The sequence below is a fragment of the Kitasatospora sp. NPDC089797 genome (genome assembly GCF_040684795.1).
Classification (GTDB): domain Bacteria; phylum Actinomycetota; class Actinomycetes; order Streptomycetales; family Streptomycetaceae; genus Kitasatospora.
Map to the genome: position 1 here is coordinate 190,767 of NZ_JBFBGS010000008.1, position 21,034 is coordinate 211,800.

Annotated in this window: 11 protein-coding genes; 3 read left to right on the forward strand and 8 right to left on the reverse strand. The window is 72.9% G+C overall.

Features of this window, described 5'->3' with window-relative positions; genetic code table 11:
- Positions 1-8 precede the first annotated feature (8 nt).
- The 5 genes from AB0O91_RS08945 to AB0O91_RS08965 all read right to left on the reverse strand — a co-directional run bounded on the left by AB0O91_RS08945 (position 9) and on the right by AB0O91_RS08965 (position 8,367).
- Positions 9-503: a hypothetical protein gene (locus tag AB0O91_RS08945; protein WP_363429445.1), complete on the reverse strand. Its 495-nt coding sequence runs from the start codon at positions 501-503 to the stop codon at positions 9-11.
- Between the two features lie 52 nt (positions 504-555).
- Positions 556-2,748 (reverse strand): 1,4-alpha-glucan branching protein GlgB, encoded by a 2,193-nt coding sequence (gene glgB / locus AB0O91_RS08950; protein WP_363429485.1) that lies wholly within the window; start codon positions 2,746-2,748, stop codon positions 556-558.
- A gap of 197 nt (positions 2,749-2,945) precedes the next feature.
- On the reverse strand, positions 2,946-4,436 hold the full coding sequence (locus AB0O91_RS08955) for a maltokinase (protein WP_363429447.1): 1,491 nt from the start codon (positions 4,434-4,436) through the stop codon (positions 2,946-2,948).
- 254 nt (positions 4,437-4,690) lie between these two features.
- Entirely contained in the window at positions 4,691-6,415 is a 1,725-nt protein-coding gene (gene treS, locus AB0O91_RS08960; protein WP_363429449.1) for a maltose alpha-D-glucosyltransferase, read from the reverse strand.
- Positions 6,412-8,367, reverse strand: a complete 1,956-nt coding sequence (locus AB0O91_RS08965) for an alpha-1,4-glucan--maltose-1-phosphate maltosyltransferase (protein ID WP_363429487.1) — start codon at positions 8,365-8,367, stop codon at positions 6,412-6,414. The genes treS and AB0O91_RS08965 overlap by 4 nt, the downstream gene beginning before the upstream one ends.
- A gap of 1,072 nt (positions 8,368-9,439) precedes the next feature.
- Between AB0O91_RS08965 and glgP the strand changes: the two genes are divergently transcribed.
- Together glgP and AB0O91_RS08975 are read left to right on the forward strand one after the other, a co-directional pair.
- On the forward strand, positions 9,440-12,106 hold the full coding sequence (gene glgP, locus AB0O91_RS08970; RefSeq protein WP_363429451.1) for an alpha-glucan family phosphorylase: 2,667 nt from the start codon (positions 9,440-9,442) through the stop codon (positions 12,104-12,106).
- 89 nt (positions 12,107-12,195) lie between these two features.
- Complete coding sequence (locus tag AB0O91_RS08975) at positions 12,196-13,092, forward strand: hypothetical protein (RefSeq protein WP_363429453.1); 897 nt, start codon at positions 12,196-12,198, stop codon at positions 13,090-13,092.
- 107 nt (positions 13,093-13,199) lie between these two features.
- On the opposite strand, the gene AB0O91_RS08980 is transcribed toward AB0O91_RS08975, so the two are convergent.
- Together AB0O91_RS08980 and AB0O91_RS08985 are read right to left on the reverse strand one after the other, a co-directional pair.
- Positions 13,200-15,047, reverse strand: coding sequence for an ABC transporter ATP-binding protein (locus tag AB0O91_RS08980; RefSeq protein ID WP_363429455.1), 1,848 nt, complete (start codon positions 15,045-15,047; stop codon positions 13,200-13,202).
- Positions 15,044-16,870, reverse strand: coding sequence for an ABC transporter ATP-binding protein (locus tag AB0O91_RS08985; RefSeq protein ID WP_363429457.1), 1,827 nt, complete (start codon positions 16,868-16,870; stop codon positions 15,044-15,046). Before AB0O91_RS08985 ends, AB0O91_RS08980 begins: the two co-directional genes overlap by 4 nt.
- Before the next feature lie 233 nt (positions 16,871-17,103).
- Here AB0O91_RS08985 and AB0O91_RS08990 point away from each other — a divergent pair, with 233 nt between their 5' ends.
- Entirely contained in the window at positions 17,104-18,531 is a 1,428-nt protein-coding gene (locus AB0O91_RS08990) for a family 2B encapsulin nanocompartment shell protein (protein ID WP_363429459.1), read from the forward strand.
- Positions 18,532-18,624: 93 nt separating this feature from the next.
- On the opposite strand, the gene glgX is transcribed toward AB0O91_RS08990, so the two are convergent.
- Positions 18,625-20,832: a glycogen debranching protein GlgX gene (gene glgX / locus AB0O91_RS08995; RefSeq protein WP_363429461.1), complete on the reverse strand. Its 2,208-nt coding sequence runs from the start codon at positions 20,830-20,832 to the stop codon at positions 18,625-18,627.
- Positions 20,833-21,034: the final 202 nt, after the last annotated feature.

The following is a 21,034-nucleotide window of genomic DNA, read 5'->3' on the forward strand; positions in this document are numbered from 1 at the left end:
GGCGGAGGTCAGCGGCGGGCGTTGGTGAGTTCCGAGCCGGAGAGTTCGACCGTGCCGCCGTGGACGTGGGTCTCCGACAGGCGGTCGTCCAGCAGCCAGCCGTGGGGGCGGACGAGGGCGCCGTCGCGGCCCGGGGTCCAGCCGTCGGCGGTGAGGGCGGCGCGGAGGCGGGCCTCGATCTCGGCGGGGGGCAGGCCGGTGGTGCTGCCGAAGACCAGGATGCGGGAGCAGAAGTTGGAGCCGCAGTAGCCCGGGTCGACGTGGGTGACGGTGAGGCCGGGGGGTGGCGGGACCTCGGCGGCGCTGGGGAGGAAGGCGTCGTAGGCCAGCAGCCGGTAGCCGACCGCGAGGACGAGGCCGGCCAGCACGTGGGCGGTGACGGCGGCGATCGAGCCGCCGAGCCGGTGGTCGGTCTCCTTCGCCGGCCGGGGGCCGCGCAGCCGCTGTTCGGCCAGCCCGCCCGCCAGCAGCACCAGGTAGAGCAGTCCCAGGAACCACAGCATGAGCAAGCCCCCCGCCCGCCGACGATCAGTCCCGGGCGGGGAGCCTACGGGCTCAGGCCGGGCGGAGCCAGAGGGTGGCGAGCGGGGGGAGGACGAGTTCGGCGGAGCGGGGTTGGCCGTTCCACTCGACCGGTTCGGCCTTGATCGGGCGGGAGTTGCCGGTGCCGCTGCCGCCGTAGGCCTCGGCGTCGGTGTTCAGCACTTCCTCCCAGAGCTGCTCGCGGCCGTCCAGGGCGGGCAGGCCGACCCGGTGGCCGTGCCGGACGACGGGGGAGAAGTTGCAGACGGCGACCAGTGGGGTGCCGTCGGCGGCGTACCGGACGAAGGAGAGCAGGTTGTCCTCGGCGGCGCCGCCGTCGAGCCAGCGGAAGCCGTCCGGGGTGGTGTCGAGCTCCCAGAGCGCGGGGGTCTCGCGGTAGGTCCGGTTGAGGTCGCGGACCAGGCGGCGCACCCCGAGGTGGTCCCGGTGGGCCGGCCACTGCTCGTCGAGCACCCACCACTGCGGCCCCTGCTCGTGGTCCCATTCCGAGCCCTGGGCGAACTCCTGCCCCATGAAGAGCAGTTGCTTGCCGGGGTGGGACCACATGAAGCCCAGGTAGGCACGGTGGTTGGCGCGCTGCTGCCACCAGTCGCCGGGCATCTTGGAAACCAGGGCCTGCTTGCCGTGGACGACCTCGTCGTGCGAGATCGGCAGGACGTAGTTCTCGGAGTAGGCGTACACCATCGAGAAGGTGATCTCGTTGTGGTGGTACTTGCGGTGCACCGGCTCCTTGGACATGTAGACCAGCGAGTCGTGCATCCAGCCCATGTTCCACTTCAGCCCGAAGCCGAGGCCGCCGGTGTCGGTGGGGCGGGTGACGCCGTCCCAGGCGGTGGACTCCTCGGCGATGGTGATCACGCCGGGGCAGCGCCGGTAGACGGTGGCGTTCATCTCCTGGAGGAAGGAGGCCGCGTCCAGGTTCTCCCGGCCGCCGTACTGGTTGGGCGTCCAGGCGCCGCCCTCGCGGGAGTAGTCGAGGTAGAGCATCGAGGCGACGGCGTCCACCCGCAGGCCGTCGATGTGGAACTCCTCGCACCAGTAGACGGCGTTGGCGACCAGGAAGTTGCGCACCTCGGTGCGGCCGTAGTCGAACTCCAGCGTCCCCCAGTCGGGGTGTTCGGCGCGCAGCGGGTCGGCGGGCTCGTACAGCGGTTCGCCGTCGAAGCGGGCGAGCGCGAAGTCGTCCTTGGGGAAGTGCGCGGGCACCCAGTCGACGATCACGCCGATGCCGTGCCGGTGCAGGGTGTCCACCAGGTACCGGAAGTCGTCGGGGCCGCCGAGCCGGGCGGTGGGGGCGTAGTAGCCGGAGACCTGGTACCCCCAGGAGCCGCCGAAGGGGTGTTCCATCACCGGCATGAACTCCACGTGGGTGAAGTCCAACTCCTTGAGGTAGCGCGGGAGTTCCTCGGCGATGGCGCGGTAGTCGGTGAGCTCGGGGCGCCAGGAGGCCAGGTGCAGCTCGTACACCGACATCGGCGCCCGGTGGTGGGCGGTGCGGGCCCGGCGGGCCATCCACTCGTCGTCCTGCCAGCGGTACGCGGAGGAGGTGACGACGGAGGCGGTGCCGGGCGGGCACTGGGCGGCCCGGGCCAGCGGGTCGGCCTTGTCGAGCACCCAGCCCTGCCGGGTGTGGATCTCGTACTTGTAGGTGGCGCCCTCGGCGAGGCCGGGGACGAAGAGTTCCCAGATGCCGGAGGAGCCGAGCGAGCGCATCGGGTGGCCGGTGCCGTTCCAGTGGTTGAAGTCGCCGATCAGCCGGACCCCGGCGGCGTTCGGCGCCCAGACCGCGAAGGCGGTGCCGGGGATGCCGTCGACGGTGCGTACGTGGGAGCCGAGCGCCTGCCAGAGCTGCTCGTGCCGGCCCTCGGAGATCAGGTGCAGGTCGAGTTCGCCGAGGGTGGGCGGGACGCGGTAGCCGTCGTGCTGGCGCAGCGGTTCGCCGCCGGGGTAGCCCACCAGCAGGGTGTAGTCCGGGAGTTCGCCGCCGGCCAGCAGGCCGGTGAACAACCCGCCCTGCTGGTGGGTGAGTTCGGCCGGACCGTGCGGGGTCTCCAGCACCACCCGGTCGGCGAACGGGCGCAGCACCCGGATCGCCGTCCCGCCGTGCACCGGGTGCGCGCCGAGCAGGGCGTGCGGGTCGTGGTGCTGCCCGTTCACCAGTCGGTCCACCTCGGCCGGCGGCAGCGGCGCCTCGGGCAGGCGCAGCGCCCCGAGCGGGGGGTCCGCCGGGGGAGCGGGCTCGTCGCCCGCCCGGGGCTCGCCCCGTTCGGGGGCCCCGGCCAGGAAGGTGGCCGGGACGGGGCGGGTGGGGCGGCCGGGCGGGTCGAGCGGCGTCACGGCGTGGTCCTCCTGCGGCGGGGGTGGGCGAACTCGTGGCGGGCGGGCGGCGGTTCGGGGGGTGGTCAGACCGACAGGGCCAGCCGGTTGATCGCGGCCAGCGGGATCGGCAGCCAGCTGGGCCGGTGCCGGGCCTCGTACACCACCTCGTACACCGCCTTGTCGATCTCCAGCGCCCGCATCAGCTCCGGCGAGGCCGCCGGGTCGGCGCCGCCGCCGGCGGTGTAGCCGGCGCAGAAGGCGGTGCGGTTGCGTTGGGCCCAGGCGGCGGCGAGGTGGGCGAGTTCCGGGTCGACCGGACCGCCGGCCAGCAGGTGGGCGGCCGCGTAGTCGAAGGAGCGCAGCATCGCGGCCACGTCGCGCAGGGCGGGCTGGGGTTCGCGGCGTTCGCTGACGGACTTGGCCGGCTCGCCCTCGAAGTCCAGCAGTACCCAGCCGTGCGGGGTGCGCATGGCCTGGCCGAGGTGGAGGTCGCCGTGGATGCGCTGGACCGGCAGGCCGTCCGGGTGGGCGTCGGCGAGCTGCTGGAAGGCGGTGCGCAGGGCGGCCCGGAAGCGCAGCAGTCCGGGGACGGCGGCGACCGCGCTGTCCAGCCGGTCGGCCATCGCGGTGGCGAGCCGGCCGGTCTGGGTGCGGTCGAGCCGGGCGACCGGCATGGAGCGGGCGAGCACCCGGTGCACTTCGGCGGTGGCGCGGCCGAGCCGGTGGGCCTCGATGGCGAAGTTGCCGGGGGAGCGGTCGCCCTTGAGCCGGCCGACCTGGTCGAGGGCGAGCTCCCAGCCGTCCTCGGCGTCCGGCAGGTAGCGCTGGAGCAGTCCGAGGGTGGCGGGTTCGGCGCGTTCCAGCCGGCTCTCGAACCAGGCGGCGACCCGGGGGATGCGGGTGGAGCCGGCCCGGGAGAGGGCGAGCGAGAGTTCCAGGTCGGGGTTGGTGCCGGGGTGGATGCGCCGGAACAGCTTGAGGATGTACGAGGTGCCGTAGATGACCGAGCTGTTGGACTGTTCGGCGGTGGAGGCGCGGCCGGGGAGGTTGGCGGGCAGCCCGGAGCCGGGGGTGCGGCGGAAGGAGAGCGAGCCGAACCGGTCGCCGGTGGCGAGGTGTTCCAGGAGTCGCCCGGTGAGTTCGGGGTCGTGCACCGCGTCGTAGAGGGCGGCACCGTCGTACGGCCCCTGGTTGAGCCGGCCGAGGACCGCACCGGGGTCGATGTCCGCGGGGCCCTGGGAGCGGATGCCGAGCAGGAGTTGGTAGGTGTCGCCGTGCGGCAGGCCGGCCGTGGTGGCGTGCTCGACCCGGAGCAGCAGGTGCAGCAGGGCCGGGTCGCCGACCTGCAGCGGGGTGCCGACCACCGGGACGAGCCCGGTGATGGGGCGTCCCTTCCCGGCGTACCAGCGCTGGGTGGGCAGCCACTCGGCGATCAGTGGCAGGGCCGCCTGGATGAGCTCGCTGACCCCCAGGGCGGCTCTCCGGGCCCCGGTGCCCCGCGCGCCCGGCTGCGCGGCGGAGCCGGCCGGGGCGTCGTGCTGCACATGGGCTTGAGAACGGGAGGTTTCGGACATGACTCCCTTTCCCCGGAAGCACGCGGACTGCCCGACGGGTCGTGGCCGGGGTCCGTCAGTCTTCCGGATTTCGGCGGCGCGGCGGTCGCGGCACGCGAGCACGGCTCGGGTGTCACGCCTTCGTGTGGGTAGCCGTTGGGCTGTTCTCCGTACGCGGTGGTGCAGAGAACTCCGGGGGGCGCGGGGGTCAACTCGCGCCCCCGGAGGGTCTGGTGGTGCTGTGCGGGGCCGCGGGTGGCAGGTGCGGCGGATCGTTACTTCGGCCGCCTGGTCCCGCTCAGCCGCGGTGGCTGCCGGAGCTGGAACCAGTAGAAGCCGTGGCCGGCCAGCGTGAGCAGGTAGGGCCACTCGCCGATCGACGGGAAGCGCACTCCGCCGATCAGCTCGACCGGGTACCGCCCGCCGTACTGCCGCAGGTCCAGCTCGGTCGGCTGCGCGAACCGCGAGAAGTTGTTCACGCACATGACCAGGTCCCCCTCGTACTCGCGCACGAAGGCCAGCACGGCGGGGTTGCTGGACGGCAGCTCGGCGTAGGTGCCCAGGCCGAACGCCGGGTTGAGCTTGCGGATCTCGATCATGCGACGCGTCCAGTGCAGCAGCGAACTCGAACTGCTCTGCTGCGCTTCGACGTTGGTCACCTGGTAGCCGTACACCGGGTCCATGATGGGCGGCAGACTGAGCCTGCCCGGGTCGGCGGAGGAGAAACCCGCGTTGCGGTCCGGGGTCCACTGCATCGGCGTGCGCACGCCGTCCCGGTCGCCCAGCCAGATGTTGTCGCCCATGCCGATCTCGTCCCCGTAGTAGAGCACCGGCGAGCCGGGCAGGGAGAGCAGCAGGGCGGTGAACAGCTCGATCTGGTTGCGGTCGTTCTCCAGCAGCGGGGCGAGCCGGCGGCGGATGCCCACGTTGGCGCGCATCCGGGGGTCCTTGGCGTACTCCGCGTACATGTAGTCGCGCTCCTCGTCGGTGACCATCTCCAGGGTCAGCTCGTCGTGGTTGCGCAGGAAGATGCCCCACTGGCAGCCGCCCGGGATCGCCGGGGTCTTGGCCAGGATCTCCGACACCGGGTAGCGGGACTCCCGGCGCACGGCCATGAAGATCCGCGGCATCACCGGGAAGTGGAACGCCATGTGGCACTCGTCGCCGCCGGCGGTGAAGTCCCCGAAGTAGTCGACCACGTCCTCCGGCCACTGGTTGGCCTCGGCGAGCAGCACGGTGTCCGGGTAGTCGGCGTCGATCTCCTTGCGGAGCCGCCGGAGGAACTCGTGGGTCTCCGGCAGGTTCTCGCAGTTGGTGCCCTCGCGGGCGAACAGGTAGGGCACCGCGTCCAGCCGGAAGCCGTCGATGCCGAGGTCGAGCCAGAACCGCAGTCCGGCGATCATCTCGTCCTGGACCCGGGGGTTGTCGTAGTTGAGGTCCGGCTGGTGCGAGAAGAAGCGGTGCCAGTAGTACTGCTTGCGGACCGGGTCGTAGGTCCAGTTGGAGGTCTCGGTGTCGACGAAGATGATCCGGGCGTCCGGGTACTGCTTGTCGTCGTCGGCCCACATGTAGAAGTCGCCGTACGGCCCGTCCGGGTCGGAGCGGGAGGCCTGGAACCACGGGTGCTGGTCGCTGGTGTGGTTCATGACGAAGTCGATGATCACGCGCATGCCGCGGGCGTGGGCGGCGTCGGTGAACTCCATGAAGTCGGCGAGGTCGCCGAACTCCGGCAGCACCGACTTGTAGTCGGCGACGTCGTACCCGCCGTCGCGCAGCGGCGAGGCGAAGAACGGCGGGAGCCAGAGGCAGTCGACGCCGAGCCACTGCAGGTAGTCGAGCTTGGCGGTGAGCCCCTTGAGGTCCCCGACCCCGTCGCCGTTGCTGTCCTGGAAGGACCGCACCAGCACCTCGTAGAAGACCGCGCGTTTGAACCATTCCGGGTCCAGGTGCTTCTTCGAGGTCTCCGGGAAGGTGTCGGGGACGGGCTCGTTCACTGTCACGCTGGGTTCCTCCGAACCGTGAGGAGGTGAGCCGGCTCGGCTGAGGGATCGAGCCGGACGTAGTTGTGCCGGCCCCAGGTGTACGCGGCGCCGGTGAGCTCGTCGTGCACCGCGTGGGGCCCGTCGCCGTCGAGCGTGACGGTGGCCTCCTGGACGTGGTGCGGGTCGAGGTTGACCACCGTGATCACCCGGTCGGTCAGGCCTTCGGGGGTGGTCGCGGTCTTGGAGTAGGCGAGCACCTGCTCGTTGTCGGTGGGGTGGAAGCGCAGGTCGCGCAGCTGCCGCAGGGCGGGGTGGCGCCGGCGCAGCCGGTTCAGCACGGTGAGCAGCGGGGCGAGGGTGTCGGTGCGGTTCCAGTCGCGCGGGCGCAGCTCGTACTTCTCCGAGTGCAGGTACTCCTCGGAGCCCGGGTGGGCGGGCTCGTTCTCGAACAGCTCGTAGCCGGCGTAGACGCCGTAGCTGGGGGAGAGGGTGGCGGCGAGCACGGCGCGGATCGCGAAGGCGGCGCGGCCGCCGTGCTGGAGGAAGGCGTGCAGGATGTCCGGGGTGTTCGCGAAGAAGTTGGGGCGCATGTAGGCCGCCGCGTCGCCGGTGAGTTCGGTGAGGTACTCGGTGAGTTCGTTCTTGGTGTTGCGCCAGGTGAAGTACGTGTACGACTGGTGGAAACCGATCTTCGCGAGGGTGTGCATCATCGCGGGGCGGGTGAAGGCCTCTGCCAGGAACACCACGTCGGGGTCGGTGCGGGCGATGTCGCCGAGCACCTTCTCCCAGAACACCACCGGTTTGGTGTGGGGGTTGTCCACCCGGAAGATCCGGATGCCGTGGGACATCCAGAACCGGAGGATCCGGACGGTTTCCTTGACGATTCCGTCCATGTCCTGGTCGAAGTTGACCGGGTAGATGTCCTGGTACTTCTTCGGCGGGTTCTCGGCGTACGCGATGGTGCCGTCGGTGCGGTGGCTGAACCATTCCGGGTGCTTGTTCACCCACGGGTGGTCCGGGGAGCACTGGAGGGCGAAGTCCAGCGCCACCTCCAGGTGCAGCGCCTCGGCCTCGGCGACGAAGTGGTCGAAGTCCTCGATGGTGCCGAGGTCCGGGTGGACGGCGTCGTGGCCGCCCTCGGGGGAGCCGATCGCCCAGGGCGAGCCGACGTCGTGCGGACCGGCCGTCAGGGTGTTGTCCGGCCCCTTGCGGAAGGCTCGGCCGATCGGGTGGACCGGCGGCAGGTAGACCACGTCGAAGTCCATCGCGGCGATCGCCGGCAGCCGCTCGGCGGCGCTGCGCAGGGTGCCGGAGCGCGGCGGCTCGACCCCGTTCGGGTCCACCACCGCCCCCTCCGAGCGGGGGAAGAACTCGTACCAGGAGCCGAACAGCGCGCGCTCGCGGTCCACCTGCAGCGGCAGCGGGCGGGAGGCGCTGAGGAGTTCGCGCAGCGGGTGACGGGCCAGCAGCTCCAGCACCTCGGGGGCGAGCGCGGCGGCCAGCCGGGACAGCGCCGGCAGCCCCGGGTCGCGCAGCGCGTCGGCGGCGGCCAGCACGTGCGCCCGGCCGTCCTTCTTCGGCACCCCGGCGGCGGCCTGCTCCAGCAGCCGGGCGCCCTCCTCCAGGACCAGCGCGGTGTCGATCCCGGCCGGCAGCTTCACCGCGGCGGTCTTCCGCCAGGTGGCGATCGGGTCGCTCCACGCCTCCACCAGGTACGACCAGCGGCCGGGCGCGGTCGGGGTGACGTGCGCGCCCCAGCGGTCGGTGCCCTCGGCGAGCTCGCGCATCGGGGTCCACGGGCCGCTGCGGCCGCGCGGGTCGCGCAGCACCACGTTGGCGTTGACGGCGTCGTGGCCCTCGCGGAAGACCGTCGCGGTGACCAGGAAGGTCTCGCCGGCGACGGCCTTGGCCGGGCGGCGGCCGGCGTCGATCTGGGGGCTGACGTCCAGGACGGGGATGCGGCCGATCACGGTGTCGCTCTCTGTCGTCTTGCGGGCGGAGGGCTTGGTGGCGGTCTTGGCGGCGCCCTTGGGGGCGGCCTTGGCGGTGCTCCTGCGGGCGGGGGCCGGGCGGGCGGGCGTCGTCGCGGCGGTCCCCGAGGGAGCCGACGGGGTGGTCCCGGTGCCGGTCCCGGTGGAACGGCGCGAGGTGGCGGCGCGCTTGCGCGGTGCCGCCGCCGGGCCCTCCCCGGCCCCGGGTCGCGGGGCCGTCGCGGAGGGCTGTGCTGCGAGGGGCTGTGCTGCGGAGGATTCGGTACGGACCGCCCCGGAGACCCTGGGCGACGGCATCGCCGGGTCTGTCCGAGTGTCAGAATCCATCCGTCCGGCGGATTCCGCGACCGCTGCGTCGACGGTGTCGGCCACCGGTGTGGACTGGTCCCGCGTGTCGCCGTGCATGCCAAACTCCTGCCCGAGATCAGCGGCAGCTCCCGCGGGCCGGGGGCGGGCCAGGGGAGTACCGGGAGGACTGCTGGGTGGGGTGGACGTGCGACCGGAGCCTGCCCGCGTCGTTGTCCCCGGCAACCTGCCCGGCGTCCGGTGAACCGGTGGCGGGAGGCCCCGGAACCCGTGCGCGTCCCGGCGCACGCCTCCGGGGGCACGCCCCTGGGCGGCCCGGTCGACCCGTGAACGAGCCGACCGGGTGCGAGGACACGCGCCGGTCCGCGGTGAGCGCCGAACGGACTAAGGAAGAAGGGGAACGATCAACGCGAAAAGGATTCGGACGTGCTGCTCCACGGGGGACGCCACCCGTCGTCGTTGTCCCCGCAGCATCAACGACCTTCGGTCATCCTCGCACCGGCCACAAGGTTTTTGCAGCGGTACGACAGTAGTTTCGGGCTTTGTCCGGAGTGGATGAGACACCGGAAATGGACCTGTTCCACAGCGTTCACGCATTGGTAGCGCAGGGCCCGGAAATGTGCGCCTCGCGCGCCCCCCGTGCAGACCAGTGCGCCGAATGCGATCTCATCAATAGGCCGAACGGATGCCCAATAGCCCGCTTGACCCACTGTCGGGCCGAGCGTCGAGGCTACGCTTCACCGCTGTGAAGGCAATCCGCAGATTCACCGTCCGCACCGTCCTGCCCGAACAACTCCAGCCGTTGCACGAGCTGGCCCTCAACCTGCGCTGGTCCTGGCACCCCGAGACCAGGGACCTCTTCCGGTCCGTGGACCCGGAGGTCTGGGCCGCGACCGGCGAGGACCCGGTGCGGCTGCTCGGGGAGGTCCCGGCCGCCCGGCTCGCCGCACTCGCCGCCGACCGGCGGTTCCTGCGCAGACTCGGCGACCTCGCCGACGACCTGCGCGAGTACCTCACCGGCCCGCGCTGGTACCAGGCCCGACCGGACGACGGGGCCACCCCGCCGCCCGCCGCCGTCGCCTACTTCTCGCCCGAGTACGGCATCGCCGCCGCGCTGCCCCAGTACTCCGGCGGACTGGGCATCCTGGCCGGCGACCACCTCAAGGCCGCCAGCGACCTCGGCGTCCCGATCATCGGCGTCGGCCTGTTCTACCGGCACGGCTACTTCCGGCAGTCCCTCGACCGGGCCGGCTGGCAGCAGGAGCGCTACCCCCTGCTGGACCCGGACGAACTGGCCGTCAGCCTGCTCCGGGAGGCCGACGGCACCCCGAGCCGGGTCGACCTCCTGCTGCCCGGCGGCCGGACCCTGGCCGCGCACATCTGGCGGGCCCAGGTCGGGCGGGTCCCGCTGCTGCTGCTCGACTCCGACATCGAGGCCAACTCGCCCGCCGAGCGGGACGTCACCGACCGGCTCTACGGCGGCGGCAGCGAACACCGGCTGCTCCAGGAGATGCTGCTCGGCATCGGCGGGGTCCGGGCCGTGCGCGCCTACTGCCGGCTCACCGGGCACCCCGCCCCCGAGGTCTTCCACACCAACGAGGGCCACGCCGGCTTCCTCGGCGTCGAGCGGATCCGCGAACTGGTCGCCGACGGTACGGCCGGGCTGGACTTCGCCGCCGCCCTGGAATCCGTCCGGGCCGGCACCCTGTTCACCACCCACACGCCCGTCCCGGCCGGCATCGACCGCTTCGACCGGGAGCTGGTCGCCCGCCACTTCGGCGGCGACGTCGCGCTGCCCGGCGTCCCGGTCGAGTCGGTGCTCGCGCTCGGCGCCGAGACCTGGCGCGACGGGGACCCGAAGCTCTTCAACATGGCGGCGATGGGCCTGCGGCTCGCCCAGCGCGCCAACGGGGTCTCCACCCTGCACGGCGAGGTCAGCCGGTCGATGTTCAACGGCCTGTGGCCCGGCTTCGACCCCGCCGAGGTGCCGATCACCTCGGTCACCAACGGGGTGCACGCCGCCACCTGGATCGACCCGGCCGTGGTGCGCCTGGGCGCCGCCGAGATCGGCGCCGAACGCGCCGAGGAGGCGATGACCACCGGCGAGACCAAGCGCTGGACCGGTCTGGAGCGGATCGGCAACACCGAGATCTGGGACCTGCGGCGCAGCCTGCGCGCCCAACTGGTCGACGAGGCCCGCCGCCGGCTGCGCGCCTCCTGGCGTCAGCGCGGGGCCGGCGAGGCCGAACTCGGCTGGGTCTCCTCGGTGCTCGACCCCGACGTGCTCACCATCGGCTTCGCCCGCCGGGTGCCCTCGTACAAGCGGCTCACCCTGATGCTGCGCGACCCGGAGCGGCTGCGCGCCCTGCTGCTGCACCCGACCCGGCCGGTGCAGATCGTGGTCGCCGGCAAGGCCCACCCGGCCGACGACGGCGGCAAGCGGCTGATCCAGCAGATGGTCGCCTTCGCCGACGACCCGGCGGTGCGCCACCGGATCGTCTTCCTGCCGGACTACGACATGGCGATGGCCCAGCACCTCTACCCGGGCTGCGACGTCTGGCTGAACAACCCGCTGCGCCCGCTGGAGGCCTGCGGCACCTCCGGGATGAAGGCCGCCCTCAACGGCTGCCTCAACCTGTCCGTCCTGGACGGCTGGTGGGACGAGTGGTTCGACGGCCAGAACGGCTGGGCGATCCCCACCGCCGACGAGGGCGCCGGGGTGCTCGACCCGGAGAGCAGCGAGGCCGAGCGGCGCGACGACATCGAGGCCGCCGCGCTGTACGACCTGATCGAGGAGCAGGTCGCCGGCCGGTTCTACGACCGGGGCGACGACGGGCTGCCGCACCGCTGGATCGCCATGGTCCGGCACACCCTGGTCACCCTCGGGCCCAAGGTGCTGGCCGGGCGGATGGTCCGTGAGTACGTCGAACGGCTGTACGCCCCGGCGGCGCTGGCCCAGCGGGAGCTGGCGGTGCGCGGGCACGCCGGCGCCCGGGAGCTGGCGGGCTGGAAGGCCAAGGTCCGGGAGGGCTGGCCGGGCGTGCGGGTCGAGCACGTCGAGGCGGACTGCCCGGCCGAGGCCCAGGAACTGGGCAGCTCGCTGGCGCTGCGGGTGCAGGTCGCGCTCGGGTCGCTGGAGCCGGGCGACGTCGAGGTGCAGGTGGTCGCCGGCCGGGTGGACGAGACGGACGGCATCTCGGACGCCGCGGCGCTCGCCCTCAAGCCGGTCGGCGGCCCCGACCTGGACGGCCGCACCCGCTACGAGGGCGCGCTGGAGCTCAGCCGCACCGGGCCGTTCGGCTACACCGTCCGGGTCCTGCCGGCGCATCCGCGGCTGGCCTCGCCCGCCGAACTGGGGCTGGTGGCCCTGCCGGCCGAGTCCACCGGGATGGACGCGGGGCTGCTGCGCTGACCCGCGGTGCGGATGACTGCCGTCCGGGCGTGCTACGGACGGCAGTCATCCGGTTGCCCCGCGTGTCGCACGGGGGGAGCGTGATGCTCATGATGCGAACCATCCGCACGGCCGCTCTGGCCGCGCTCTCCGTGCTCCTCCTGGCGGGGCCGGCCCAGGCCGCCGCCGCCCCCCTCCCGGCACCGCCGGCGACCGCACAGCTCTCCCTGGAGATCCACCCGCCGGGCCCGGTGGTCCCGGGCAGGAGCGGGGCCCTGGTGGTGAAGGTCACCAACCAGGGGCCGTCCACCACCACCGACGACACCCTGGTGGTGGTCCACCTCCCGGCGCCGGGCGTGGTGAAGTCGGCCCAACCGGCCGTCGACCTGACCTACTTCGGCACCGGCAGCTCGTACAAGATCCCGGCCGGGCTGGCGCCGGGGGCGAGCTCGGTCGAGCGGCTGGAGCTGTACGTCGCGCCGATCACCCTGCCGTTCCAGACGATCAACGGCGACGTCCAGGTGTACTACGCCGGTGACCCGGACCAGTCCGGCCACACCACCCCGTACAGCTTCACCACCGCCGACACCCGGATCCACCTCACGACCGGGGCCTCCTCGGCCATCCAGGGCGGGCAGGCGGAGCCGCAGCCGGGCGACCTCACCGGCAAGCCCGGGGCGACCGTCAACCTGCCGCTGTGGGTGTACAACCAGGGGCCGTCGTACTCGCGGAAGCCGATCTCGGTGGCGATCACCGTGCCCGAGCACACCACCCTGACCGACAAGCTCCCGTACGACTGCACGGCCACCGGGCCGCGCACCATGACCTGCTCCTACGGGAGCGGGCCGCGCTACGAGGACGCGATCTTCATCGACCCGGCCGTGGTGATCGACCCCTCGACCGTCGCCGGGCAGGTGCTGCCGGGCGGGACGCTGGACGTGACGGCCTCCGAGGAGGAGTGCTGGACGCCCGCCTGGCACACCGACTACGTGGTGACCGTGGACTGACCGGCCCTCGGCCCCGCGGGGAAGAGGGCGGCCCGCCCGGGTGCGTGACGGCGCACCCGGACGGGCACAACTGTGGGGCTCCCCGGAGGGGCGCCGCTGGGGGAGTTCTACACCAGGCTGTCCCGCCAGGCGCGATGCAGGGTGGCGAAACGGCCCTCGCCGCCGATCAACCGCTCCGGGGAGCCGTCCTCGACGATCCGGCCCTGGTCCATCACCAGCACCCGGTCGGCGATCTCCACGGTGGACAGCCGGTGCGCGATGATCACCGCCGTGCGGCCGGCCAGCACGGTGCGCATCGCCCGCTGCACGGCCTGCTCGCCGGGCACGTCCAGCGAACTGGTCGCCTCGTCCAGGATCAGCACCGCCGGGTCGGCCAGCAGGGCGCGGGCGAAGGCGACCAACTGGCGCTGCCCGGCCGAGATCCGGCCGCCGCGCTTGCGCACGTCGGTGTCGAAGCCGTCCGGCAGCGCGCTGATGAACCCGTACGCGCCGATGTCCCGGGCGGCCTGCTCGACCTCGGCGCGGGTGGCGTCGGGGCGGCCGATCGCGATGTTCTCGGCGACGGTGCCGGAGAACAGGAAGGACTCCTGGGTCACCATCACCACCCCGCTCCGCAGCTCCGGGGCGGCCAGGTCGCGCAGATCCACGCCGTCCAGCCGGATCCGGCCGTCGGTCGGGTCGTAGAACCGGGCCAGCAGCTTGGCGACCGTCGACTTGCCGGCACCGGTCGCGCCGACCACCGCGACCGTCTGCCCGGCCGGGATCAGCAGGTCGAAGGGCGGCAGCACCTCCCTGCCGGTGCGGTAGGCGAAGCGGGTCCCCTCGAAGGAGACCTCGCGGCCCTTGTGGGCGGCCTCGGGCAGGGCCACCGGCTCGGCGGGCTCGGTGACGGTCGGCTCGTGGGCGAGCAGGCCGGAGATCTTCTCCAGCGCCGCGGCGGCGGACTGGTAGCTGTTCAGGAACATCGCCAGGTGGTCGAGCGGGTCGTACAGGCGGCGCAGGTAGAGCGCGAAGGCGGTCAGCACGCCCAGCTCCAGGGCGTCCTCGGTGACCAGGTAGGCGCCCAGCAGGACGATGCCGGTGAACCAGATGTTGGCGGTGAGGCGGGAGAGGCCGACGTACCGGGCGAGCTCCAGGAAGCCCTCCGCGTTGGCCGTGGAGGACTGCCCGCTGACCACCGCGAACGCGGTGTTGTTGGCCTTCTCGCGGCGGAACGCCTGCACCGGGCGGATGCCGTTCATGGTCTCGGTGAAGCGGACGATCATCGACGCGGCGGCGGTGCGCGAGCGGCGGTAGACCCGGCTGGAGCGGGTGCGGAAGGAGTGGGCGATCAGCGCCAGCGGGAGGAAGGACACCAGCGAGGCGAGGCCCAGCCGCCAGTCCATCACCACCAGCAGCACCGAGATGTAGCAGACCGACAGGAGGACCGTCAGCAGCTCCTGGAGGCCCTCGGAGAGCAGTTCGCGCAGCGCGTCGATGTCGCTGGTCGCCCGGGAGATGATCCGGCCCGAGGTGTAGCGCTCGTGGAAGTCCAGGCTGAGCCGCTGGGCGTGCCGGAAGATCCGGCCGCGCAGCTCCAGCACGACGTCCTGGTTCACCCGGGCGCTGATCTTGGTGAACGCCCACTGCAGCACCGGGCTGAGCAGCGCGCAGCAGAGGTAGGCGGCCACCACCGCGACCAGCGGGCCGGAGTCGTGGTCGCGCAGCGCGGGGATGCCGCGGTCCATCGCCACCGCGACCAGCAGCGGGCCGGACTGCAGGGCGGCCTGCTGGACCAGGATCACGCCCATCGCGACGGCGATCCGGGCCCGGTGCGGGCCGAGCAGCGAGCGCAGCAGCGCCCGGGGGGCGCCGGGCGGGACGGGGATGTCCTCCTCGTCGGTCGGGGACGGCGGAAGCTCCTCCTCGGCCGGTTCGGCGGCCTCGGCCTCGGCGGGTTCGACGGTGGTGGTCACGCGGTGCTCCCCTCGAGCCGGAGGGCGGCGTCGCCCGACATCAGTTCGCGGTAGCGGGGGCAGTCCCGCAGCAGCTCCTGGTGGGTGCCGACGGCCTCGATCCGGCCCTCGGAGAGCACCGCGACCCGGTCGGCGAGCAGCACGGTGCTGGGCCGGTGGGCGACCACCAGGGCGGTGGTGGAGCCGAGCACCTCGCGCAGCGCCCGCTCGACCAGCGCCTCGGTGTGCACGTCGAGCGCGGACAGCGGGTCGTCCAGGACCAGGAAGGGCGGGTCGCCGACGACCGCGCGGGCCAGCGCGAGGCGCTGGCGCTGGCCGCCGGACAGGCTCAGGCCCTGCTCGCCGACCTCGGTGTCCACCCCGCCCGGGAGCTTCTCGACGAAGCCGGCCTGGGCGGTCGCCAGGGCCGAGGCCAACTGCCGGTCGTCCGCGTCCGGGGCGCCCATCAGGACGTTCTCCCGGACGGTGGCGGAGAACAGGGTGGGCTCCTCGAAGGCGACCGAGACCAGGGTGCGCAGCTCCTCCCGGGGCAGCCCGGCGATGTCCCGGCCGTCCAGGGTGATCCGGCCGCCGGTCGCCTCGTACAGCCGGGGGACCAGCGCGGTCAGCGTGGTCTTGCCGCTGCCGGTGGCGCCGACCAGGGCCATCGTCTCGCCGCTGCGGACGTGCAGGTCGATGCCGGCCAGCAGGTCGGGGGTGTCCTCGGGGGCGTCGGGGTAGCGGAAGCGGACGCCGGTGAAGCGGATGCCGTCCGGCGGGCCGGCGGCGGGCCCGTCGGGGGCGCGGCCGGGCGCGGCGGCGGTGACCGGGGCCTCCGGTTCCGGCTCGTCGATGACCTCGAAGAACCGGTCGGTGGCGGTGGCGGCCTCGTTGGCGTAGGCGAGCAGCCAGCCGAGCGACTCGACCGGCCAGCGCAGGGCGAGCGCGGTGGAGAGGAAGGCGACCAGGGTGCCGGCGCTCAGCTGGTCGTGGGCGACCAGGTAGGCGCCGACGGCCACGGCACCGGCGAGCGCGATCTCCGGCAGGCCGACGGCGACGGCCGACATCACGGCCAGCTGGTGGGCCTTGCGGAGCTCGGTGCGGCGCAGCAGCCGGGACTGTTCGCGGAAGTGCTCGGCCATCGAGCGGTGCCGGCCGAAGGCCTTGAGGATGCGGATGCCGAGGACGGACTCCTCGACCACGGTGGCGAGGTCGCCGTTCTGGTCCTGGGCGCGCCGGGCACCGAGCGAGTAGGCGGCCTCGAAGCGCCGGGTGAGCACCGTCAGCGGCACGGCGGGCAGCAGGACGATCACCGCGAGCCGCCAGTCCTGGGTGAACATCAGGACGGCCCCGGCCAGGAAGGTCACCGAGTTGACGATCAGGAACACCAGGGGGAAGGCCAGGAACAGCCGCATGGCGTTCATGTCGGTGGTCGCCCGGGAGAGCATCTGGCCGGAGCCCCAGCGGTCGTGGAAGGAGATCGGCAGCCGCTGGAGCTTGGCGTAGAGGTCGTTGCGCATGTCCGCCTCCAGCCGGCCCAGCGGGCGGGACAGGACCACCCGGCGGGTGTAGAACAGGGCGGCCTCGATCAGCCCGAGGAGCAGCAGCAGGCCGACCGGCGGCCAGAGGGCGTGGAGGTCGCGCCGGGCGAGCGGGCCGTCGACGATCCGGCCCAGCACCACCGGCACCGCGAGGGTGCTCAGCATGGCGAGCGTGGCGGCCGTCACCGAGACGACGAGTCTGCCGCGTACGGCCCGGGCGTAGGGCCACAGGCGCAGCAGCGAGCGGACCGCGGAGCGGCGGCTCCCGGTCGTCCGGTCGGCTTCTTGTCTGTTCTCGGCCATCGCGGTGAGGGTAGGCGGACAGGCCGTCATTTCTCATCCGGTTTTTCGCCCCTGTCGGTGGCGCCCGGCGAGAACCGGCCACCCGGACGGGCGGGGTGGAGGTGAACGGCAGGGCGTGCGCGGCCGTTCGTGCCGGGAGAAGTGCGCCGCGCGCCTCTTGCGAGCGCCTGCCGAACGGCCGATTACATCTCCTGACGGATACCCGTGGATACCCCAGTGACAGGAGTGCCGACATGACGGTCGATGCCGAACCCACCCCCGGCCCCGGTGCGGCGACGGTGCAGGTACGGGCTCAGCTGAGCCTCAGCACCACTGCGGCCCGGAACCTGGCGACGACGACCAAGTCGAAGCCGCAGATGCAGGAGATCACCTCCCGCTGGCTGCTGAAGATGCTGCCGTGGGTGCAGGTCAGCGCCGGTACGTACCGGGTCAACCGCCGGCTGAGCTACGCCCCCGGGCGCGGCCGGGTGAGCTTCGCCAAGGCCGGTTCCGCGGTGACGGTGATCGCCCCCTCGCTGGCCGAGGTGCCGGCGCTGCGCGGTTTCGACGACCAGGAGGTGCTGGCCGAGCTGGCCCGCCGGTTCGTGCAGCGGGACTTCGTCGCGGGCGACGTGCTGGTGCAGGAGGGGACGCCGATCGACGAGGTGTTCCTGATCGCGCACGGCAAGGTCGACCGGATCGGTACCGGCAAGTACGGCGAGCAGGCCGTGCTCGGCACCCTCGCGGACGGGGACCACATCGGCGACGAGGTGATCACGGAGCCGGCCGGCACCTGGCCGTACACCGTGAAGGCGGCCACCGCCGGCGTCGCGATGGCCTTGAACGCGGCTCGGCTGCAGGAGCTGGTCGACCGTTCGGCGAGCCTGCGCGAGCAGTTGCTGGGGTTCGCCACCGATGCCGCCCAGGCGCAGAACGCCCACGGCGAGGCGGAGATCGACCTCTCGGCCGGCCACCGGGGCGAGCACGAACTGCCCGGGGCCTTCGTGGACTACGAACTGGAGCCGCGCGAATACGAGTTGAGCGTCGCGCAGACCGTCCTCCGGGTGCACACCCGGGTTGCCGACCTCTACAACCAGCCGATGAACCAGACCGAGGAGCAGCTGCGGCTGACCGTCGAGGCGCTGCGCGAGCGGCAGGAGCACGAGCTCATCAACAACCCGGAGTTCGGGCTGCTCAGCAACGCCGACTTCGACCAGCGGATCCAGACCCACTCGGGTGCCCCCACCCCGGACGACCTGGACGAGCTGCTCGCCATGCGCCGTGACACCGACTACCTGTTCGCCCACCCGCGGGCCATCGCCGCCTTCGAGCGGGAGTGCAACCGGCGCGGCATCTACCCGGGCACCGTCGACGTGCTCGGCAAGCAGCGGCCGACCTGGCGCGGGGTGCCGATCTTCAGCTGCGGCAAGATCCCGGTGGCCGCCGACCAGACCACCTCCTTCCTCGCGATGCGCGTCGGCGAGGACAACCAGGGCGTGGTCGGCCTCACCCAGGTCGGCATCCCGGACGAGATCGAGCCGGGCCTGAACGTCCGCTTCATGGGCATCGACGAGAAGGCGATCGCCGGCTACCTGGTCAGCGCCTACTACTCGGCGGCGGTGCTGGTGCCGGACGCGATCGGCGTGCTGGAGAACGTCGAGGTCGGGCACGCCCGCGGCTGAGGCCGGGTGGGTCCGCGGCTGAGGCCGGGCACGCCCGCGGCTGAGGTCGGGCACGCCCGCGGCCGGGGTCGGGTACGTCCGCGGCCGGGGCCGTCAGGGCCGGGCGGGGGCGCGCAGCAGTTGCAGCGAGCGCCCGCCCAGGACCACCGCGCCCTGCGGGTACGGCTCGCCGGTGCCCGCGGCGGCCGTGTCCAGCACCGTCTCGTACCCGGCCTCCGGCTCCGCCCAGGGCTCGCCGGGCAGGGTGAACAGGGCCGGTTCGGAGCCGGAGTTGAGCAGCAGCAGGAAGCTGTCGTCGGTCAACGGGCGTCCGGCGTCGTCCCGTTCGGACATCGCGGCGCCGGACAGCAGCATGCCGAGGCAGGCCGTCGGGGCGTACCAGTCCGCCTCGGTCATCTCCTTGCCGAGCGGGGTGAACCAGGCCAGGTCCGGCTGTCCGCCGGGGGTGGCCGCCCGCCCGGAGAAGAACGCCCGCCGACGCAGCACCGGGTGGGCCCGGCGCAGCCGGACCAGCCGGGCGGTGAGCGCGCACAGCTCCCGCCAGCCGGGCTGCTCCAGCAGCGACCAGTCCAGCCAACTGACCTCGCCGTCCTGGCAGTAGGCGTTGTTGTTGCCGTCCTGGGTGCGGCCGAGTTCGTCGCCCGCGGTGATCATCGGGACGCCGGCGGAGAGCAGCAGGGTGGCCATCAGGTTGCGCAGTTGGCGCAGCCGCAGGGCGTTCACCTCCGGGTCGGTGGTCTCGCCCTCGACGCCGTGGTTCCAGGAGCGGTTGTCGTCGGTGCCGTCCCGATTGGCCTCGCCGTTCGGCTCGTTGTGCTTGCGGTCGTAGGAGACCAGGTCGCGCAGGGTGAAACCGTCGTGCGCCGTCACGTAGTTGACCGAGGCGTGGGGGCGGCGGCCGTTGTGCTGGTAGAGGTCCGAGGACCCGGCCAGGCGGTAGCCGAGCTCGCGCACGTCCGGGCGGGCGCCGCGCCAGAAGTCCCGTACGGTGTCGCGGTAGCGGTCGTTCCACTCGGCCCACGGCGCGGGGAAGCCGCCGACCCGGTAGCCGCCCGGGCCGACGTCCCAGGGCTCGGCGATCAGCTTCACCCGGCTGAGCAGCGGGTCCTGGGAGACCGCGGCGAGGAAGGGGTGGTCCATGTCGACGCCGTCGGTGCTCCGGACCAGGGCGGCCGCGAGGTCGAAGCGGAAGCCGTCCACACCCATCTCGGTGACCCAGTAGCGCAGCGAGTCGGTGATCAGCCGGACCACCTGGGGGCGGCGGGTGTCCAGGGTGTTGCCGCAGCCGGTGTAGTCGGCGTAGCCGCGCGGGCGGTGCGGGGCGAGGCGGTAGTAGGCGGCGTTGTCGATGCCGCGCAGCGACAGCGCCGGGCCGAGCTCGGCGCCCTCGGCGGTGTGGTTGAACACCACGTCGAGGATCACCTCGATCCCGGCGGCGTGCAGGGCGCGGACCATCCGCTTGAACTCGCCGACCTGGCCGCCGCGGGAGCCCGAGGCGGAGTAGCCGGCATGCGGGGCGAAGTAGCCGATCGTGTTGTAGCCCCAGTAGTTGACCAGGCCGCGGGCCTGGAGGTGGTCCTCGCTGGCGTACTGGTGCACGGGCAGCAGTTCGACGGCGGTGACGCCCAGGCGGGTCAGGTGGGCGATCGCGGCGGGGTGGGCCAGGCCGGCGTAGGTGCCGCGCAGCGGCGGCGGGACGTCGGGGTGGCGCATGGTGAAGCCGCGGACGTGCAGTTCGTAGAGGACGGTCTCGGACCAGGGGGTCTTCGGGCGGTGGTCGTCGTACCAGTCGTCGTCATCGTGGACGACCACGGATCTGGGCACGTAGGGCGCGGAGTCGCGGTTGTCCCGGACGGTGTCGGCGACGTCCGCCTCCGGCCAGTTGCGGACGGCCGAGCAGGCCGCGTCGTGGGAGGTGTAACAGCCGTCGACGGCGCGGGCGTACGGGTCGAGCAGCAGCTTCGCCGGGTTCCAGCGGGCGCCGGTCCACGGGTCCCAGCGGCCGTGCACCCGGAAGCCGTAGCGGGTGCCGGGACGCACGCCGGGGAGGAAGCCGTGCCAGACCTGGACGTCCTGCTCGGTGAGGCGGTGGCGGTGCTCATGGCCGTCCTCGTCGAACAGGCACAGGTCGACGGCTTCGGCGCCGGCCGCCCAGAGGGCGAAGTTGGTGCCGGGGGCGCCGGGGCGGTCCGTCCGGAAGCGGGCGCCGAGGGGGTGGGGGCGGCCCGGGCGTGGTGGTTCGACGCCTTGCGGGGGGCCGTCCGGCCGTACTGCGGCTTCCAGCTCCTGGCTTGACGGCATGGTCGTAGCCTCCCTGAACGGGGTGTCCCGGTACCCGTTCACCTTCTCTTTCCCGGATTGTGGGGGGAGGAAGCGGCTGAACGGGGGCTTACCGGGGGGTGTGTTCGGGGGGTGGGGGCCGCTGCGCGGGGCTTCTGTGGGGGTGGGGGCTTTCGGGAGGGTGGGTGACGCCGGGGGCGGGTACGGGGGTGGGTGCTGCGGG